Annotated in this window: 17 protein-coding genes; 13 read left to right on the forward strand and 4 right to left on the reverse strand. The window is 41.9% G+C overall.

Annotation, left to right across the window (positions count from 1 at the left end; all coding sequences use genetic code 11):
- Positions 1-6: 6 nt before the first annotated feature.
- From IGJ26_RS03920 to IGJ26_RS03930, 3 genes are all read left to right on the forward strand, one after another.
- On the forward strand, positions 7-1320 hold the full coding sequence (locus IGJ26_RS03920) for a PTS sugar transporter subunit IIC (protein ID WP_016620624.1): 1314 nt from the start codon (positions 7-9) through the stop codon (positions 1318-1320).
- Between the two features lie 146 nt (positions 1321-1466).
- Positions 1467-1766 carry a MazG-like family protein gene (locus IGJ26_RS03925; RefSeq protein ID WP_194199592.1) on the forward strand — a complete coding sequence of 100 codons (300 nt, stop codon included), beginning with the start codon at positions 1467-1469 and terminating at the stop codon, positions 1764-1766.
- A 71-nt stretch (positions 1767-1837) separates the two neighbouring features.
- A complete protein-coding gene (locus IGJ26_RS03930) occupies positions 1838-2296 on the forward strand; it encodes a GNAT family N-acetyltransferase (protein WP_008377253.1) in 459 nt (152 codons plus the stop codon).
- A gap of 345 nt (positions 2297-2641) precedes the next feature.
- On the opposite strand, the gene IGJ26_RS03935 is transcribed toward IGJ26_RS03930, so the two are convergent.
- The gene (locus IGJ26_RS03935) at positions 2642-2782 is read right to left on the reverse strand and encodes a hypothetical protein (protein WP_005237363.1); all 141 of its coding nucleotides are present in this window, start codon (positions 2780-2782) and stop codon (positions 2642-2644) included.
- Between the two features lie 611 nt (positions 2783-3393).
- On the opposite strand from IGJ26_RS03935, the gene IGJ26_RS03940 reads away from it, so the two are divergent.
- Entirely contained in the window at positions 3394-5037 is a 1644-nt protein-coding gene (locus IGJ26_RS03940; protein WP_034878740.1) for an SH3 domain-containing protein, read from the forward strand.
- A 244-nt stretch (positions 5038-5281) separates the two neighbouring features.
- Complete coding sequence (locus IGJ26_RS03945; RefSeq protein ID WP_008377255.1) at positions 5282-7054, forward strand: oleate hydratase; 1773 nt, start codon at positions 5282-5284, stop codon at positions 7052-7054.
- 87 nt (positions 7055-7141) lie between these two features.
- Here the strand turns inward: IGJ26_RS03945 and IGJ26_RS03950 are convergent, their stop codons facing one another.
- On the reverse strand, positions 7142-7930 hold the full coding sequence (locus tag IGJ26_RS03950) for a MerR family transcriptional regulator (protein ID WP_005237356.1): 789 nt from the start codon (positions 7928-7930) through the stop codon (positions 7142-7144).
- A gap of 73 nt (positions 7931-8003) precedes the next feature.
- Here IGJ26_RS03950 and IGJ26_RS03955 point away from each other — a divergent pair, with 73 nt between their 5' ends.
- The 4 genes from IGJ26_RS03955 to IGJ26_RS03970 all read left to right on the forward strand — a co-directional run bounded on the left by IGJ26_RS03955 (position 8004) and on the right by IGJ26_RS03970 (position 12572).
- Positions 8004-8627 (forward strand): GNAT family N-acetyltransferase, encoded by a 624-nt coding sequence (locus IGJ26_RS03955; protein WP_034878738.1) that lies wholly within the window; start codon positions 8004-8006, stop codon positions 8625-8627.
- 156 nt (positions 8628-8783) lie between these two features.
- The gene (locus tag IGJ26_RS03960) at positions 8784-9623 is read left to right on the forward strand and encodes a Cof-type HAD-IIB family hydrolase (RefSeq protein ID WP_005237353.1); all 840 of its coding nucleotides are present in this window, start codon (positions 8784-8786) and stop codon (positions 9621-9623) included.
- Between the two features lie 108 nt (positions 9624-9731).
- Positions 9732-10679 (forward strand): hypothetical protein, encoded by a 948-nt coding sequence (locus IGJ26_RS03965; protein WP_430599889.1) that lies wholly within the window; start codon positions 9732-9734, stop codon positions 10677-10679.
- Positions 10680-10907: 228 nt separating this feature from the next.
- A complete protein-coding gene (locus IGJ26_RS03970) occupies positions 10908-12572 on the forward strand; it encodes a peptide ABC transporter substrate-binding protein (RefSeq protein ID WP_005237349.1) in 1665 nt (554 codons plus the stop codon).
- Between the two features lie 193 nt (positions 12573-12765).
- Here the strand turns inward: IGJ26_RS03970 and IGJ26_RS03975 are convergent, their stop codons facing one another.
- Together IGJ26_RS03975 and IGJ26_RS03980 are read right to left on the reverse strand one after the other, a co-directional pair.
- The gene (locus IGJ26_RS03975) at positions 12766-13347 is read right to left on the reverse strand and encodes a polymer-forming cytoskeletal protein (RefSeq protein ID WP_005237347.1); all 582 of its coding nucleotides are present in this window, start codon (positions 13345-13347) and stop codon (positions 12766-12768) included.
- 245 nt (positions 13348-13592) lie between these two features.
- Positions 13593-14402, reverse strand: a complete 810-nt coding sequence (locus tag IGJ26_RS03980) for a MurR/RpiR family transcriptional regulator (RefSeq protein WP_008377267.1) — start codon at positions 14400-14402, stop codon at positions 13593-13595.
- Positions 14403-14509: 107 nt separating this feature from the next.
- On the opposite strand from IGJ26_RS03980, the gene IGJ26_RS03985 reads away from it, so the two are divergent.
- From IGJ26_RS03985 to IGJ26_RS04000, 4 genes are all read left to right on the forward strand, one after another.
- The gene (locus IGJ26_RS03985; protein ID WP_005237342.1) at positions 14510-16381 is read left to right on the forward strand and encodes a beta-glucoside-specific PTS transporter subunit IIABC; all 1872 of its coding nucleotides are present in this window, start codon (positions 14510-14512) and stop codon (positions 16379-16381) included.
- Positions 16378-17820, forward strand: a complete 1443-nt coding sequence (locus IGJ26_RS03990; protein ID WP_005237340.1) for a glycoside hydrolase family 1 protein — start codon at positions 16378-16380, stop codon at positions 17818-17820. Before IGJ26_RS03985 ends, IGJ26_RS03990 begins: the two co-directional genes overlap by 4 nt.
- A 1-nt stretch (position 17821) precedes the next feature.
- Complete coding sequence (locus IGJ26_RS03995; RefSeq protein ID WP_087664403.1) at positions 17822-19282, forward strand: glycoside hydrolase family 1 protein; 1461 nt, start codon at positions 17822-17824, stop codon at positions 19280-19282.
- A 247-nt stretch (positions 19283-19529) separates the two neighbouring features.
- Complete coding sequence (locus IGJ26_RS04000; RefSeq protein WP_005225331.1) at positions 19530-19730, forward strand: cold-shock protein; 201 nt, start codon at positions 19530-19532, stop codon at positions 19728-19730.
- Positions 19731-19905 lie beyond the last annotated feature (175 nt).

Consider the following 19905-nt stretch of genomic DNA (forward strand, 5'->3'; position numbering starts at 1 on the left):
ACAAAAATGGCAGCAGAAAAGCGCACGTTTTTAGATAAATTTACAGAGTTTTCGGTCCGTCTCGGCAATCAGGTTCATCTCAAAAGTCTTCGTGATGCGTTTGCGACCTTAATGCCTGCCTTTATTATCGCAGGGATCGCTGTGTTGTTTAATAATGTCTTCTTTCCATGGTTCTTAGAAGGGGCTGCCTTGGCGCGAATGCAAGTGTTTGGCAATTCCATCACCAATGGAACATTGAATATCGCCGGTCTGCTGATCGCCCCGATGATCGCTTATTTTCTTTGCCGCAACAAAAACAATCCGAGCGCCATCAATGCAACCTTTGTGGCAACGACTTGCTTAGTGGTCATGTTGGCGATGGCTCATGCCGTGATGCCAGAAGGCGCTCAAGCAGAAGTGACCATCAGTGGTGTGATGCTATTTGACGATGTCGGGACCAAAGGGATGTTTTCTGGCATCATTTGTGGGTTAGTTGCCACGGAATTATTTATTCGACTGTCAGAAAACAAGCACCTAAAAATCAATTTAGGGGATCAAGTTCCTCCTGCCGTCAGCAAATCCTTCAGCACGTTGATCCCTGCTATTTTGGTGATTTCCTTCTTTGCCGTAGTTGCGACCGTGTTAGCAGCCTTTGATACCGACCTGATTCAAATCATTTCCACAGTGATCCAAGAACCACTGCGTTTATTGAACACATCGATTTTTGGGTTCTTGATCATCTATTCAACGGGCAATTTTCTGTTTACTTTAGGCATTCACCAAACCGTCATCAATGGCACCTTGTTAGATCCATTGCTGTTAGTCAATATGAATGAAAACATGCAAGCCGTGCAAGAAGGCGCTACGCCACCCAATATCTTAAATTCAGCATTCGTGACGGTTTTCGCACAACTAGGCGGGACTGGATTTACGATCAGCTTGATCATTGCAGTGCTCTTATTCGTCCGCAATTACCAACCTTTTCGGGATGTCGTCAATCTATCCCTAGCTCCGGGTATTTTTAATATCAATGAGCCAATCATCTTTGGTTTACCGATCGTCTTCAATTTACCCATGATCATTCCCTTCGTTGCAAGTCCAATTGTGGCGACGTTGATTGGCTACTTTGCTACCGCAGTAGGATTCATTGAGCCACTTTCAGTCATGGTTCCTTGGACGACACCGCCAATTCTTAGTGCATTATTGGCATCAAAAGGGGATTTCAAAGTTGTTTTGGTTCAGGTGATCATCATCGTCGTCTGTGTAGCAATCTATTTTCCATTTCTAAAAATCGCTCAACGGGTTGCAATCAAATCTGCTGAATTGGAGCGGGCAGAATAAAAAAAGGGAATCCTATATTATAGTGACCTACAAAAGTTAGATCAAAATTCTAACGTTTTGGGGTCACTATTTTTTGAGGTGATTTTTTTACTAAGTTTCTATTTTGAATTTTAATTAAATGGTATACTATCCCAAAAGGAGCGACTATGAAACTATCAGAAATGCAAAAAGCGATTTATCAAAACAAGATTGATCACCAATTCAATGTCACCAATATTGAAAAAGAGTTTTTGGCTTTATATGGTGAAATAGGGGAGGCCTTTGATGCCTATCGGAATCAACAAGAGGTAGGAGAAGAATTGGCGGATGTGGCGATTTATCTTCTTGGGTTAGCAGAAATCCTTTCCATTGATCTTGAAGCAGAGATTCATAAAAAAATGGCCGTCAACCAAAAGCGCCGTTATATCAGTTATGGCAATGGCTATGCAAAACGAATCGATGATTGATACACGCACAAAAATTAGTGGATTCTTCGAGTATAGGCTCGACCGAAATAGAAAGGGAAGCAGGAGATAGGATGGAAAAGAACGTAAGCATGCGTGAATTAACAACGGCAGATTTAGCAGAAGTCGTGGACCACTATATTGCTGTATTTTCAGCAGAACCATGGAATGACCAATTGACAGTGCCGCAAATCACCGACTATGTATCATCAATGATGGCAATGAATACTTTTATTGGTTATCGACTAACAAACCGAGCATCGAATGAATTGATTGGTCTTTCATTGGGCTTTATCAAGCCCTGGTATCAAGGAAAAGAGTATGTGGTCGACACCTTTTTAATTACAGGCACGCACCAAGGAAAGGGCTTGGGTTCCACTTTCTTAGAAATGATCAAAGAGGATCTGCTCAAGAAAGAGATTCCAACGATCCTGTTAGATACCGAAGAAAGTATGCCCGCAGCGGATTTTTACAAAAAGAATGGCTTTAAACCGTTACCAGATAATGTGAGCTATTATTTATCTCTAGATTAATTCAAGCATGTCAATAACTAAAAAGTCTGCAAAAAAATCGCAGGCTTTTTAGTTATGCACAGTTTCAACAGGTTTATCCACAATATATTGTAGGAACGTGTTTTCGCCTACTAAATATTGTGTTTAAGACCCGTTGGAATAAGAAGCTGTCGCTTCTTTTGAGGAAGAGTTTCCCTTTATTGCATTGATGGTAGTCATTCGGTGATTTTCAAGGTGAATTGACAATGGTTGAGATAGAAAGTATCATAGCCTGCTTTTTTTTCGATTACAATAAAGACGAGACTCGCCACCCTTCGGCGAAGCCTCGTCTTTTTACAGATCAACAAAAAAAGAAAACGCAGGATTCTACGCTTTCTTTTTCTGTTCTTCTTTTTTCTTGTCTGTGGTCGGTACGGAATCTAGGGCTTTTTTGAAAATCTCTTCTTTTTTCGTTTTGTAGTTATGTTGTCGTTCAGCATAAACTTTTTCTTTCGTCTTTGTTTTCATACTCGGTCACCTCTTCCTTTTTTTTAGTATAGCATAATTTCACAAACTTATGCAAATTCTTGGTTTTCTCCTTGGTATTATAAACTTTCGTATGAAATACATTGTGAAAATATTTCTTTCGGTAGAAGTGAGGGACTTCTCTATCAAAAAATTCGTATCCAGTTGGAAGCGATGTAACAGGATTTCATCATAGCGTCGATCACACTGGTGAAAGAAGCATTCTTTTTGAAAAAACTTTTTCACAGAATCCCGTGTGTAAAAAAGGAATGATAAATGGGTGATTTTAGTATCGATTTTTGAAAAAGGGGATCAGGAAAGAAATGTTATTCAAATAACAGTCTTGATTTTCAAAAAGTGGGTTTGTTTGCAAAAAAAATCCTGTTTTTATTCGCGAATTAAAATAACGTTGAATGAAATAGCATTTTTTTGTTGTTTATAGAAATCTTTGTAAATATAGTGTCAGTGGTCAGCGTCAAAGAGAAAGTGATTAAAAAGAATAACGCAGGAAAATAAATGACACGTTTTATTAAACGCAAATTAAAAAAATACAAAACGAAAACAATATCAAAAAATATTAATTTTTGTTAAAATGGGGTACAGGGGGTGTTTTATTGGAATCTCGGAAAATCAAACGGAAGCGTTTAGTGAAACAAAAACGGTCCCTTTTCGTACAAAAAGGATTGGGTATCACAGCAGCGTTAGCATCAACTTCAGGTGTCTTTACGTCTCTTGCTCATGCGACCGAAACGACGAACGCTTCGTCATCAACCAACACAACTGCTACTCTTGCCAGATCGTCAGCTGAAACGGCGATCAATCGACAATTTAAAACAACAGCTTCACTGAATGTTCGTTCAAATGCTTCAACGAGCGCCTCTATCGTAAGTGGTGTAGGAGCAAATACAACAATCACTGCGGTGGCTCAAAAGAACGGTACCTCAGTGAATGGCAATACAATATGGTATAAGCTATCAACAGGCGGCTGGATCTCAGGGGCTTATGTGAAGAGCACCTCAGGCTCTTCTTCTGCCAATACAGGCTCGTCCAATTCGTCGTCTTCTTCATCGGAAAAAGCAATTTCGAAATCAGTGAAAACGACTACTGCATTGAACGTCCGTTCAAATGCAACGACAAGTTCTAGTGTCGTACGCGGTTTGAGCAGTAATGCGACAGTACAGGTCGTTGCACAAAAGAGTGGGACATCGGTGAATGGCACGACCACTTGGTACAAATTGTCCACAGGCGGTTGGATCACGGCAGCCTATGTCAAAGATGTTTCCAGTAACTCCACAGGCAATAGTTCTTCTGGCGGCAATACAAGTGTTTCTGCAGAAACGGCTATCAGCAAGAACGTGAAAACAACAGCGGCATTAAATGTTCGTTCGAGTGCGTCAACAAGCGGCAGTGTCGTTGGCAGCCTAAGCAACAGCACGACGGTGAAGGTCGTTGCCCAGAAAAATGGCACATCCGTTGGCGGCACCAATGTTTGGTACAAAGTATCGACTGGTGGCTGGATCACAGCGGCATATGTGCGTGACGTCACGTCTAGTTCTGGAAATACAAGTAATAACAATAATTCAAACACAGGTTCAAACAATACTGGTTCATCAAACGGCTCAAGCAATGCGAGTGAGCAAGCCATCAATAAGACGTTCCAAACAACCACTGGGATGAATGTGCGCTCAAATGCATCGACTTCTGCAAGTGTGGTCAGCAGTTTGGGCAGTAATGCGACCTTCAAAGCAGTGGCTCAAAAACAAGGCACGTCAGTCAATGGCAATACCACTTGGTATAAGTTATCAACTGGTGGCTGGGTATCTGCAGCATATGTCAAAGAAGTCAGTGCGACGACTCCTGGCAACAATAACAACGCAGGCAATACCAATGTTCCGATGAGCGTGAACGGAGCAGCGATCGTTGCAGAAGCTAGAAAACATATCGGCACTCCTTATCAATGGGGAGGCAAAGGACCAGATGTCTTCGACTGTTCTGGGTTTACACGCTACGTCTTCTTAAAAGTGACGGGCAAAAACATCGGTGATTGGACAGTCCCACAAGAAAGCGCAGGGACGATCATTCCTGTCTCGCAAGCACAAGCTGGCGACTTGCTGTTCTGGGGTCAAAAAGGGAATACCTACCATGTAGCGATCGCTACAAGTAATACAAGCTATATCCATGCGCCAAGCACGGGTTATACAGTCACCGAAGCACAATCAGGCTTTTCGACTGCTAGCTTCGCTCTACGCGTGAAATAAATATTTTATTGAAAAGGCAAAGGGTTTGTCCTTTGTTAGAAACGCCCCTAAGAAAGCTGCAATCAGTTTTCTTAGGGGCGCTTTTTGTGCTGGGCGCAGATCTTCTAAAAGGTGGGATTTTGCCCTTGTTTTTTTGACAAAAAGGCCGATTTGTCAAAATCACTTGTTTTTACTAGTACAAATTTTTGTCAAAAAAAATAGTTACTGATACCATAAAAACGTACCAATATTAGGAGGGATCTACATGAGATATACGAACGGAAATTACGAAGCTTTTGCAAGAAGCAGAAAACCGAAAGATGTCGAAAAGAAAGAAGCCTATATTGTTGGTGGTGGATTAGCAGGACTTGCTGCGGCAGTCTTCTTGATCCGTGACGGCCATATGGCTGGTGAGAAAATCCACGTCCTTGAAGAACTTTCTTTATCAGGCGGTTCATTAGACGGAAAATTCATTCCCCATGATGGATTTGTGACCCGCGGCGGTCGAGAAATGGAAAATCATTTTGAGTGTCTGTGGGATCTATTTCGCTCGATTCCGTCTTTGGAGGTGGAAGATGCTTCAGTGTTAGATGAGTTTTACTGGTTGGATCACGATGATCCAAATTCGTCTAACTGTCGGATCATCCACAATCGCGGCCAACGAGCAGCAGATGATGGAGAATTTACCTTGTCTGCTACAGCACAAAAAGAATTGACTCAATTATTTATGACTTCAGAAGATCAATTGATCGGGAAAAAAATCGAAGATGTTTTTGGCGAAGAATTCTTTGAATCCAATTTTTGGCTATACTGGTGTACGATGTTCGCCTTTGAAAAATGGCATTCGGCGATTGAAATGCGTCGCTATGTGTTGCGTTTTGTGCATCATATCGATGGCTTGCCTGATTTTACCGCGTTAAAATTTACCCGTTACAACCAATATGAGTCATTGGTCAAACCACTACTTGCTTATTTGGAAGAACAAGGAGTCGACTTCCAATATGAATGCACAGTCAGCAATATCGATGTTCGGATCGTGGGCGAGGAAAAAGTTGCTCAAAAACTTGTGCTAGAAAAAGCGGGGGCAATCGAAGAAATTCCTTTGTCAGAAGATGACTTGGTCTTTGTTACCAACGGATCGATCACTGAAAGTTCCACGCAAGGGGACCATTATACTCCAGCGCCTATCTCAAAAGCACCTGGTGGTAGCTGGCGTTTATGGAAAAACTTGGCGGCGCAATCGCCTGAGTTTGGTCATCCAGAAGTCTTTTATGAAAACTTACCTGAAGAAAGCTGGTTTGTTTCGGCAACTGTCACTTGGCAAAATTTTGATGTTGAACCTTATTTAGAAAAATTGACCCATCGCAAGTTGCGAACAGGCAGAATCGTCACTGGCGGGATCATCACCATCAAAGATTCCAATTGGATGATGAGCTTTGCGACCCATCGCCAACCGCACTTTAAAGAACAAAAAGACCAACAAACGATCACATGGGTGTATGGATTGTTGTCAAATACGCCAGGAAACTACATCAAAAAACCAATTGAACAATGTTCGGGACAAGAAATCGTGCAAGAACTGCTTTACCATTTAGGCGTGCCGGAAGCAGAAATCCAACGCATTTCAAAAGAATCAAGTGTGGCAGTTCCGGTTTACATGCCGTTTATCACTTCCTACTTCATGCTGCGTGAGCCAGGGGATCGGCCATTGGTTATTCCAAATGGCTCCAAAAACTTAGCTTTTATCGGTAATTTCGCAGAGACTGAAAGAGACACTGTTTTTACAACAGAGTATTCCGTTCGGACTGCAATGGAGGCTGTTTATCAGCTATTAGATGTGGAACGCGGGGTACCAGAAGTGTTTGCTTCCGCTTATGATCTGCGTACCTTGGCCAAAGCTGTCTATTATCTGACCGATAAGAAAAAAATCACGGAAATGGAGCTACCATTTATCGAACGGAAACTATTGGAAGGATTCGTTAAGAAAACCGAACATACCTACATTGGCGATCTGTTGAAAGAAAACCATTTGATTTAATTAAAACACAACGACGGCGAGGCGAAAGAAACTGCTCGTGGTCGTTGCGTTTTTTCATTTACTTTTTAGTGTTGTTTAGACGAATCCTTATTCCTCAGATAAAATCCGTACTTGGATCTCTGTCAAATAAGCTTGCTCGTTGCTAAGGGTCGTTTCATGGATCGATCGTTCATAGAAGTAGTCATCGATTTGCCATTGGTGCGCTGCAATCAGCTGCTTGAGTTTTTGATAGAACTGCTTCAATCCTTCGTCATCCCCCTGATAAATGGTGGTTAAATAGCAACCTGCTGGTTTCACGAAGGAAGCTCGTTGTGGTTCTTCTTGCCGCACATAAACGTAGTCGATGTCCTGCGTATTGTCTTTGTTCGTCCGAATCATAAAACCGTATTCGTTATTCGAGAAAAGATAAGGCTGTGCCATCAAAAGGTCGTAGGCTTGGGTGATCATCTCTGGGATGCTGCTGCCGTTTAATCTAGGACTAAGGGAGAAATACTCCTCTGGCTGTTCCTTCAAGGTGAAGGGGGAAGTTTTTTCTGCAGCCAGACGCAAGTCCGCTGCTTTTCGTTCGATGATTTTTTGGATGTTGGACAACTGCTGAATTTTTTCATCGATGGTTTGCCGCTTGGCTTCCAATAAGTTTCTCATGGTCTCGGCATCCCCCTGCAACGCTGTTTGAATCTCTTTTAAGGGCATCGATAATTCTTTCAATGACAGGATCAATCCGAGATCCAAAAGTTGATCAAGGGAATAATACCGGTACCCGTTCTCGTCTTTGCTGTTTGGTTGAAATAGCCCAATCTCGTCATAATAGTGGAGTGTCCGAGGATTGATTCGCGCTAAGCGTGCCATTTCCGATACTTTTAATTTGGTTTTCATGGCGCTCCTCCTTGACTTTACAGTTACTGTAAACTTTATACTAAAGATAGTCAACTACTGGGAGGAAGATAGAATGAATAAACAAGTAACATATCGACCATTTAAACGAGAAGATCTGCCTGCGCTTGTGCAAGTAATTATTGATAGCTGGAACTACGACAAGCAATTTGACCAGAAGACCGCCAAACACTTTGCTCATGTCTTTTTGTGTTATGAACTTGCCCGTGCTACCTATTCACGTGTGGCTCTTTTAAATGGTGAAGCTGTCGGTATCTTATTAGCAGACAGTAAAAGAGGGAAGAAGCTTCATCCAATGCGCTATTGGGGGAAAACGATGTGGCATGCTGGCTGCTTAGTGCTTTCTAATCAAGGGAGAAACACGCTGCTGCATTATGCCAAAGAGGTGGCTGAGTTAAATCAAGCGATGTTGAAAGACTTACAAATTCCTTTTCAGACCGAAGTTGGTTTGTTTGCCGTTAGTCCCAAAACACAAGGATTGGGTGTAGGCAAGCAACTCTTTACTTCCTTCTTAGCGATGGTCCAGCATGATAAAACAGCTCCGTTTTTCCTTTATACCGATACCACTTGTAATTACGGTTTTTATGAGCATATGGGCTTGAAGCGGGCAGCTGCTGTGAAACGCTGGATCAAAAAGCCGATCAAGAAGGAAATCGAGTTTTATATCTATACTTCCTAAGAGTGCAGCGATGCACTCTTTTTTTCATTGGCTAGTATGGTAAACTGGAAGCAAAGAAGGACAAGAAAGCTGTTTTCGTTTTATGGAAACGGCGCTTGTTTTGGTCGAAAGCGATGGATCAATTCGCTTTCGTAAAAAGGATGGGAATGGGAAAGGATGGTTTATTTGGAAAAAAAGCAGATTGGGTTTATTTTAAGTGATATCGATGGGACGATCTTGGATCATAAACATCAAATCGATCCGGTTTTGATTGAAGAAATCAAACGGTTGAAGCAGCAAGCGATTCCTTTTGTTTTGGCTTCCGCTCGCTCCCCGAAAGGAATGCTACCGATAGCTGAAGAATTAGAGATAGAAGACTGGCCCTTGGCTTGCTACAACGGTGCCCTGATTGGACGGTACGATCATACGGGTACGCTTGTACCAATATTTAGTCATGAGGTCAAAAAAGCAGAAGCAAAGACTTTGGTTGCTCGCATCAAAGCTGATTTTCCTGCCGTTTCCATCAATGTCTACTCTGGTGATCAGTGGTATTGCGAAAGAGTGGATCAGTGGGCACAGGCAGAAGCGGCGATTACCAAAGAGACCCCTTTGGAAACTTCATTGGAACAACTGTTGGCACAAGAAGCTTTTGAGGTACATAAGTTTCTTTTGATCGGCACAACGGCAGAAATCCAAGCGCTTCATGCTGCCTGCCAGAACGCTGACTTTTTAGAAAGCGCCTTTTATTTATCCAAAGAGAATTATTTGGAAGTCACTCATCAAGCTGTGGGAAAAGATAAGGCGCTAAATGAATTAGCGGCCTATTTCCAAGTGCCGCTGGCGCAAACCTTAGCGATCGGCGATAATTTTAATGACCTGCCAATGATTGCTTCAGCCGGTATCGGTGTTGCGATGGAGAATGCGCCCGATTTGGTCAAAGCAAAAGCTGATTTTGTGACGGCTAGCAATACAGACCATGGGGTTGCTGATGCATTGCGGCGATTTGTCACAGAATAAATAAAAAAACTAGGTTTTTTGAACAAATTGATTGACTTTCATTTCTACTCTCCTTAAACTTTTAGCTATACCTAAAAAGGTAAGTGTTTGTTGGAAAGAAGGAGAAAAATGAATAAGAAGATCGAGAAGACATTGACCAAATTTGCCGAGCCGTTGGGGCTCTCAGTTGATACTTCCACCGGGGTGATTTATGGAACGTATCATAGTTATAAACTTTTTTTAGTTCAAGAGAATAACAATAGTTATTCTCTTGTGGCTCATTTTTCCCTTAGCAAAGAGGGGGAACTTCCGAACCAAGAAGAAGTCAAAGAAGTTTTAAGTGAGTCAAAAGAGATCACCGACTGTGTGATCCAAGGATATCAAGTTGCCTATACATTACGCGGAGCGATGACTGCAGGGAAAACTGTGGACAAGATCCGTACTGCGTTGGACCAATTGACGAATTTCTTGAAGACGAAAGCTTACCAAAATGCTTGTACCTTCTGCGGAACGATCACTGAGCCGGTTTCGCTGTATGCTATTAGCGGCACTCCCGTCATTGCGTGTGAAGCTTGCTTTAAGAAACAACAAGAAGCGGTCCTTGCACAAGAACGGGAAAAAGGGCAGAAAAAAGAAAATTGGCTAGCTGGAACAGTGGGCGCGTTTCTTGGTTCACTGATTGGTGCCGGCGCAATTATTTTATTAGGACAACTGGGATATGTAGCTGCATTGTCTGGAATCGCAATGGCGATCTGTGCCATCAAAGGGTATGAATTATTAGGTGGAAAACTCAGTACAAAAGGTATTATTAGTAGTATCATCGTCATGATCATTATGGTCTATGTCGGGAATCGTATCGACTGGTCGATCAGTGTAGCGAATTATTACACAGACGTTGATGTCTTATACGCTTTCCGTATTTTACCTGATTTGATTCGTGAAGGGTATTTGGAAGCGAGTCAATATTACGGGAACTTAGGTCTGGTCTATCTCTTTACGGCGATTGGGGCTATTCCAACTATTATCGCTGCGGTACGAGAGGGGAAAGTGACGCGTCAAAGCTATAAAATGGAGTAATCCACTTTTCTATCCAAAGATAAAAAAACGCAAAGCGCGATCTCTTTCGCTTTGTGTTTTTTGTTTTTGTGTCATAAATAATAACATGCAGTGTTAACATAAAAAATAAATAATAATAAAATGAGAAAAATAGCTTGCTTTTATAATTAATATTTATTAAAATCTTATTTACATTCAGAGTTTTGTAATAATTCTGAAAATTTTGGATTTTCATAAGGGGTAGGTAAGATGAAGAAAAAATGGGGATATGGTGTCATCGCTGTTTGTGGAATCGTATTAGCAGGTTGCTCAACAGGAGGGACATCAAGTACAGGTGAAAGTTCAAGTGGTAGTGGGACAGCAGCTGCCGAACAAATTTTTAATGTTGTGGTTCAACAAGAAATGCCTAGTGCCGATCTATCCTTAGCCACCGATACGATCAGTTTCAGTGCTTTAAATAATGTGTATGAAGGGTTGTACCGCTTAGATGCTGATAGTAAGCCCGAACCAGCAGGTGCCGCCGAATTAGCGGAAGTCAGTGAAGATGGTCTGACCTATAAATTGAAATTACGTGAAGATGCCAAATGGTCAAATGGAGAACCAGTAACAGCAGCGGATTATGTCTTTGGCTGGCAACGCACCGTAAGTGCGGAAACAGGTTCTGAATATGCGTACTTATTTGCGCCCGTAACCAATGCCGAAGCGATAACAGCAGGTGAAAAAGATGCCTCAGAATTGGGGATCAAAGCAGTCAGCGACTATGAATTAGAAATCACGCTGACGACACCTACGCCATACTTCCAATACTTATTGGCATTTCCATCCTTCTTCCCACAAAGCCAAGCAGTCGTAGAAGACAACGGCGATCAATATGCTTCAACAAGCGACAATGCCGTTTACAATGGACCGTTTGTGTTAGCTGGCTTTGATGGTCCAGGAACCGATACAGAATGGTCATATGAAAAGAACGACCAATATTGGGATAAAGATACGGTGAAACTTGATACGATCAATGTCAGTGTCGTAAAAGAATCATCGACCTCCTTGAATCTATTCCAGGATGGGCAAGCGGACGACGTCATCTTAACAGGAGAATTGGCGCAGCAAATGGCCAATGATGAAGCGTTTGTGTCAGAACCATTAGCCCGTACTTCCTATATCGAGTTGAATCAGCGAGAAGAAGATTCGCCATTTCGCAATGAGGATCTGCGTAAAGCAATCTCTTATGCCATCGATCGTGATGCATTAGTGACATCGATTTTAGGTGATGGTTCATTGGCTTCCACAGGATTGATACCAAAAGGAATGACCTTTAACCCAACTGATAATACTGATTTTGTCGATGAAGCGGAAAGTGTCATTGAATACGATCAAGAAAAAGCCAAAGAACATTGGGAAAAAGCCAAAGAGGCTTTGGGAATCGATTCTTTAAGTTTTGAAATTTTGGCCTCTGACACAGACTCAACCAAAAAAGCCATTGAATATATTCAAAGTGCGATTCAAGATACGCTTGATGGGGTGAAAGTTAGCCTAAGTCCAGTACCTTTCTCCGTTCGCCTTGATCGTTCAAACTCAGGTGATTTTGATGTCGTTATGGGTGGCTGGGGTGCTGACTATGCGGATGCCAGCAGTTTTACAGATCTATTTGTAACCGATAATTCATACAACCGAGGTCGTTGGACAAGCGATGAGTACGATGCAGCAGTGAAATCATCTGCCACGACAAATGCTGGCAATCCAGATGCCCGCTGGCAAGATTTGTTGGATGCAGAGAAAATCATTATGGATCAACAAGGGGTTATCCCTGTGTACCAAAACGTTGAAGCTCATTTACGTGCACCAAAAGTAAAAGGGGTCGTTTCTCACGGTGCCGGTGCGCAATACGATTACAAGTGGGCAGTTATTGAAGAATAAGCGCCTAAAGAAGAAGCTGGTTTTGCGTAAGCAAGCCAGTTTTTTTCTTGTGCTTTGTTCTTACTTACACAATGTTAGTAATGAGAGCGGATGCAATTGTTTATAAAAAAACAAAAAAAGTTGACAAGGATCAATGATCAACTTGTCAACCTCGTTTTTTTCTTCATCTATTTCACAGAAATCCAGTGAAAGATTATTCGCTAACTGTTACGTCGCCTGTTACAGAAGCGCCATCTTCGTCAAGTGTTGCTGAATCTTGGAATTCTTTTGAAGTGAATGTTACGTTACCTTCAACTTTTGCACCGTTCAATACAAAGCCGTTTGCATTCACTTCAACGTCACCTTTGATTACACCGTGAACGATGTTGAAGTTTTCTGAGTTAACGATCAATTTAGGAACAGTTACTGTGTACTCAGCTGTTACGTTGCGGTCTTCATCTTGTGAGTACAATGCAAATTTACGGTAGATATCAGCTGAGTCATCGCCTTTATCATGGAATTCGCCATCAACGGTTACATCGTTATCAAATGTCATGTCAGCAGTTACAGCAACGATCCAGTTACCATCTGCACCCAATGCTTTTTCAATGACTGAAGTTTGGTCACTGATAGAAGCAGTTGAAACAACATCATCTGATGATTCAGTTGATGCAGCAGTTGAAGCTGCTGTTGATGATGAGCTTGCAGCTGTGTCGTTATCTGAACTACATGCAGCTAAAAGAGTGCCTCCCATAAGCAATGATGCAGCGATTAAAGTGATTTTAGTTTTTTTCATGTTTCCTTCTCCTTTGTATTCCCATAGTTTTCTTAAAAACAAAATGATTATACCATACCGAAGTGAAGTTTGTGAAACAAAAAACATAAATGAGGAGAAATTTAATAAATATCAGCCTAGGATTAAAAAAATTTCAAAGAAACTAGGAATAAATGCGTGACGCTTACGAATGAATGAGACATCTCATTCACAAAGAACCCTCCATTATGGAAGAAATGCCCTTCTTCTATAATGGAGGGTCATTACTACATTCGCTTTCGATCAGTCAACTGCTTGAACTTCGATACGATCAAATCCATGATGAACTGATACATAAAGGCATGGGTTTGGAAATGGGTTTGATGAGGGAAGATGATTGCTTCTTGGACAAAGGGAAGTTCCGAGATCTGTGGGTTGGCGGTGATCACAATGACTTTGGCTTTGGTTCGATCAAAGAAATCTTTTCGAGGCGTTCCATTTCGAATTTGTTGCTTGGTCAGGTAGTCACCGGAATTGGTAAAAATAATAAAAAGCGATTCTTCATCGGCAGATTTGATGATTTCTTCCTGTACGAGATCGTCTTGGAAGGTCCGAATGAACTTGCCGTTGTAAGCTAGTTTGATCTGGAAATCAATAGCAGCCGATTCTGAGAATAATATTCCAAAAGCAAAGACATTTTTATGCGAAACAATTGCTTGTGCGACCCGTTCGATGGCTGGCAGATCAAGATGATGCCGCAGATAATCGATGTCTTGTATCACTGCGTCAAAATAGGAGTCTACGCCTTCTTGCTCCAAAGCAGACAAAATATTCGAGCGATAATTTAGCGGATTGTTGAAGCGGTTCTCGATGAAAGCTGCGTTGTCTTTTAAATCACCATAGTCATCAAAGCCTAAGGTACGGGCGAATTTTGAAACGGTTGACTTTGACACATGGCAAAGAGCGGCGAATTCACCAATACTTAGAGTTTGGATCTGATCGTAATAGTTGATCATGGTCAAACCGATATAGTAGTTGGTGGAATCAGTGGGTGCATTATTTAAAAGATTCAATAAACGAATGATTAAGAGGCCCATTTTCTTTCCTTTCTTGTAAGCAGTTTCCAAATTGCGAACTTTCGCAGGTGAGAGAAAAAAATCTGCTATAGTAACGCCATAAAGCGCTTTATAAATCAAACACGGGAGTGAGTCATTTGGCAAAAGATTATTCAAAACTTGCTAGTGAAATTATAGCACAGGTCGGTGGGGAACAAAATATCGTTAGCCTGTATCATTGCATCACTAGATTGCGTTTTAAGTTGAAAGATGTCGAGTTGGCACGAAAAAATAAGAACAAAATTCAGCAGCTTGATGGGGTATTGTCAGTCATTGAAGGAAATGGCCAGTTTCAAGTCGTGATCGGGAATCATGTGGCAGATGTTTTTCAAACGATCATGAGCAAGTATTCGATCCAAAACGCTTTGGAAAGTGATGGAGATGCCGAAGAATCAACAGAAAAACAAGGCAATGTATTTATCCGATTCTTCAATGTATTGTCTGCGATCTTTAATCCAATCATTGTTGCGCTTGCAGGGGCAGGGATGTTGAAAGCTTTACTAGTTGTTTTTACGACCTATCATTTGATGGACGCAGAAGGAAGCACCTATAAAATATTAGCTGCTGCTGGCAATAGTGTCTTTTATTTCTTGCCTTTATTTTTAGCGATCAGTGCAGCGCGGATTTTCAAAGTCAATATGTTTATTGCTTTAGCAATCGTTGGGGCGTTGCTGGAGCCGAATTTTACAGCAATGGTGACGGAAAACGGTGTGACGGTTGATTTCTTTGGCATCCCAGCTGTGCTGATGGGGTATTCGGGTACCGTGATTCCAGCGATCGTTTCGATCTATATCTACTCGCACTTGGAACGCCTACTCAAACGGATCATTCCTAAGAGTATCGAGATTTTTGCTCTATCGCTAGTGGCTCTTTTGATCATGGTGCCTCTGACTGTTTTGATCATTGGACCGGTCGGTGTAATGCTTGGGGACGGTTTAGGCAATGCCATGAACTTTATCAGCGATAAGAGTGGGCTGTTGGCTGGCTTGTTGATCGGTGGCGGTTGGACATTCTTAGTAATGATCGGGATCCATTGGGGAGTTGTACCGATCATGGTCAATAACTTAGCGGTATATGGCTATGATACGCTGCGCCCGATGATCGCAGCAGCAACATTTGCGAGTGCTGGGGTTGCTTTAGGTGTATTTTTACGCTCTCGCAGAAAAGAAACCAAAGGCCTGGCGCTATCTTCCTTGCTTCCAGCATTGCTTGGAGGAATTACAGAGCCCATCGTCTATGGACTTTCGGTAAAATTTAAAAAGCCGTTGATTGCTCAAACCATCGTTGGTGCCATTGCTGGTGCGTTTATGGGCATGATGCAAACCAAGGCCATCGTCTATGTTTTTCCAGCATTGACGACATTGCCAGCTTTCTTTGGGGACACCTTTGTGTACTATTTGATCGGCATTGCCTTTGCGTTCTTCGGTACTGCTATTTTGACCTATGTATTAGGATTTGAAGAAACGCTAGAACCTGTTTTAGAAGAAGGTGCAGGGCTGCAAGTGATGACACCAGTTGCTGGTGAAGCGATCACGCTTGATGATGTCAAAGATGAAGTATTTTCTTCTCGAGCAATGGGAGATGGATTAGCCGTTTATCCATCAGCCGGCTATATTTATGCACCACTTACTGGTACGGTTGTGACAGTGTTTCCAACTGGACATGCTTTTGGGATCCAATCAGCTGCTGGGACGGAAGTGTTGGTTCATATCGGCTTAGACACGGTTGATTTAGCAAAAGGCGTGTTTGAGATTTCGGTGAAACAAGGGGATCAAGTCGTGAAGGGGCAAAAAATTGGCACCTTTGACTTAGCAAAAATTATTGGAAAAGGATATGATCCGACAACCATGTTGGTCTTTACCAGTGTGATCAAAGAAGATGCATTGACAGTTGTGGATCAAGCGAAAAAAGACGTTACCGCATTGGTAGCAAATGATTTATTAAAAGGAGCGATTTCATGAGTGTATTTCCAAAAAATTTCCTATGGGGCGGCGCAATCGCCGCAAATCAAGCCGAAGGAGCTTATTTGGAAGGAGGAAAAGGATTAAGCGTAGCAGATATTTTACCAGTTGGTGAAAAACGTATTGAGCAAGTTTCACTGCAGCTTGAAGAGGAAAACTTTTATCCGAGCCATGAAGCCATCGACTTTTATCATCGGTACCCAGAAGACATTGAACTGTTTGCGGAAATGGGCTTGAAGTGTTTGCGTACCTCAATTGCTTGGAGTCGCATTTTTCCGAATGGGGATGAGACGGAACCGAATGAAGCAGGTTTACAATTTTATGACGATTTATTTGATGCCTTGAATGAAAAAGGGATCCAACCAGTTGTTACGTTAGCTCACTTTGAGACACCACTGCATTTGGTAACGAAATATGGTGGTTGGCAAAATCGTGCACTGATCGATTTTTTTGATCGGTATACAAAAGTGGTTTTTGCACGCTATAAAGGGAAAGTGAAATATTGGATGACTTTCAATGAAATCAACCATACCCATACGATCCCTTTACTCGCAGCAGGTATCGATGTGTTTTCTTTCGAGACTGAAGAAGAAAAATTACAGGCACTTTATCAAGCGAGTCATAATATGTTTGTTGCAAGTGCCAAAGCAGTTCTGAATGGGAAGGCAGTAGATGAAAACAATCAGATTGGCTGTATGCTGTCACTGAGTCCGATTTATCCTGCAACGTGCAACCCGCAAGATGTTTTTGAATCGTATCAACTGCGCCGTCGTTCTTTGTTTTATAGTGATGTGCAATTGCGAGGAGCGTATCCTGAATACTTCGACCGCATCGTGAAGGATAATCATCTGTTGCTGGACATTACAGAAGAAGATCTAGCGATCATTAAAGCGGGGACCTGCGATTATTTAGGCTTTAGTTTTTACCGCAGCTCATTACATGAAGCGGGCATGAAAATTTTAGGTAATACTGGCGGATTATTGGGGAAAAAGAATCCTTACCTAAAAGAAACTGCTTGGGGATGGCCGATCGATCCGTTGGCATTACGCTATGTTTGCAGCGAATTGACTGATCGCTATCAAAAACCATTATTTATCGTTGAAAACGGAATTGGTTTAAAGGATGTTGTCAATGAAGATGGATCGATCGTCGATGAAGAACGGATGGCTTATTTGAAAGACCATGTAAAGGCAATGGCGGAATCGATCAAAGATGGCGCAACGATTCTAGGCTATACATGGTGGGGACCGATCGATATCGTTTCTGCGGGGACAGGAGAGATGGAAAAACGATACGGCTTTATCTATGTCGATAAGCAAAATGATGGTAGCGGAGATCTTTCCCGCAAGAAAAAAGCTAGTTTTGCGTATTATCAGCAAGTGATCGCCACGAATGGGGAAGCGTTGGCGTACGAATCATTTTTGAAAGGCGGCAAGTAAAATGAAAAGTTATTTTCCAAAAGATTTCCTCTGGGGGGGAGCAACAGCTGCCAACCAAGTTGAAGGAGGTTCTGGGATCGATGGAAAAGGCTTGTCGGTTTCTGATGTCTATCTGTTCGATTCCTCAATGCCGAAAGAACGTTGGACTGACCAATGGCATATGATGACTCATCAGCAAGTTGCAGAAGCACAGGATCCTAACAGCACGAAATACTATCCGAAAAGACAGGGCATCGATTTTTATCATCACTTTAAAGAAGATATTCGCTTATTTGCTGAGATGGGCTTCAAAGCCTATCGGATGTCAATTGCTTGGACACGGATCTTTCCAAAGGGGAATGAGGTAGAGCCAAACGAAGCTGGATTGGCATTTTACGACGCAGTCTTTGATGAATGTTTGAAGTATGGGATTGAACCAGTGGTATCACTATCCCATTATGAGATGCCTTTGTATTTAGTGACTGAGTATGGAGGATGGCCGAATCGGCAAGTGATCGACTTTTATGTCCGTTTTGCCAAGACCGTGATTGAGCGATACCAAAAGAAAGTCAAATACTGGGTGACTTTTAATGAAATCAACTGTGTCAAACACCATCCATATGTTAGTGTTGGGATCATTGAAGAAGGCCATCCAAATATTGAACAAGACAAGTACCAAGGGGCGCACCATCAATTTGTCGCCAGCGCAATCGTGACTGACTTTTGCCATCGATTGATTCCCGATGCCAAGGTCGGCTGTATGATCAGCTATCAATTATTAACGCCGTACAGCTGTGATCCAGATGATGTCCAAAAAACAGTCGAAAGTCAACGAACCTCACTCTTTTTCAGTGATGTGCAGGCAAGAGGCTATTATCCAGCATATGCCAACCGCATGTTTGAAGAAAAAGGAGTGGAATTGGTGATCGAACCAGGAGATTTAGAAGTCATCCGGGAAAACCCTGTGGATTTTGTTTCCTTCAGTTACTATATGTCCAGTGCAGTCAGCGCGCATCCAGAACGATTGGAAAGTGCTGTCGGGAATTTGATTACTGGTGGGATCAAAAACCCCTATTTGCCAAGCAGTAAATGGGGTTGGCAGATCGATCCCAAAGGGTTGCGAACAGCATTGAATCAACTCTATGATCGCTACCAAAAACCTTTGTTTATTGCCGAAAACGGTTTGGGAGCAGAGGATGTCGTAAACGAAGATGGCACCATCGATGATTTTTATCGAATCGACTATCTGCGTCAGCATATTGAACAAATCAATGAAGCGTTGCATGATGGCGTCGAGGTCTTTGGCTATACGGCATGGGGCTGCATCGATATCATCAGTGCTTCGACCTCACAAATGTCGAAACGCTATGGTTTTATCTACGTCGACCAAGACGATGAAGGCAATGGCACAAAGAAACGCATCAAGAAAGCGTCATTTGATTGGTACAAAAAAGTAATTGCTTCAAACGGCGCAACTCTTTGATTTTTGATTCTTCCAGATAAAGCAATTGCTAGGCTTAATCATAAGGTTTCTTAACAATTTAGCTTTTTATCAAGAAAAAAAGCCAACTTTATTTGCTATTTTATTTTAACCATGCTATGATGAATAGGTAAAGTTCTGATATGTTAATACTTGTTTATCTTTTCTATTGATACACACTTCAATTACACATCATTTTCTATTACAAACAAATAAACACAGTCGATGTGTAATATGGAGGTATACGTTTATGAATAACGGTACAGTAAAATGGTTTAATGCAGATAAAGGTTTTGGATTTATTACAGGTGAAGACGGCAATGATGTATTTGCTCACTTCTCAGCTATCCAAGGCGACGGCTTCAAAACTTTAGAAGAAGGTCAAGCAGTGACTTTCGACGTTGAAGAAGGCCAACGTGGCTTACAAGCAACAAACATCGTTAAAGGTTAATTGACGTTAACAAGCGAGAATCCATTGGGTTCTCGCTTTTTTTGTTTTATTTTATATAAATATTGAAATGGATCGGGTGTTGATGATCTGCTACAAGAGAATAGTTGCAGGTTTTGAGGACCTGACATGGTAAATAGTACATCTTTGATTTCACTATTCAACTAGCCCTAAGCGT

It is taken from the genome of Enterococcus sp. AZ095a (assembly GCF_050546735.1).
Lineage (GTDB): Bacteria > Bacillota > Bacilli > Lactobacillales > Enterococcaceae > Enterococcus_D > Enterococcus_D entomosocium.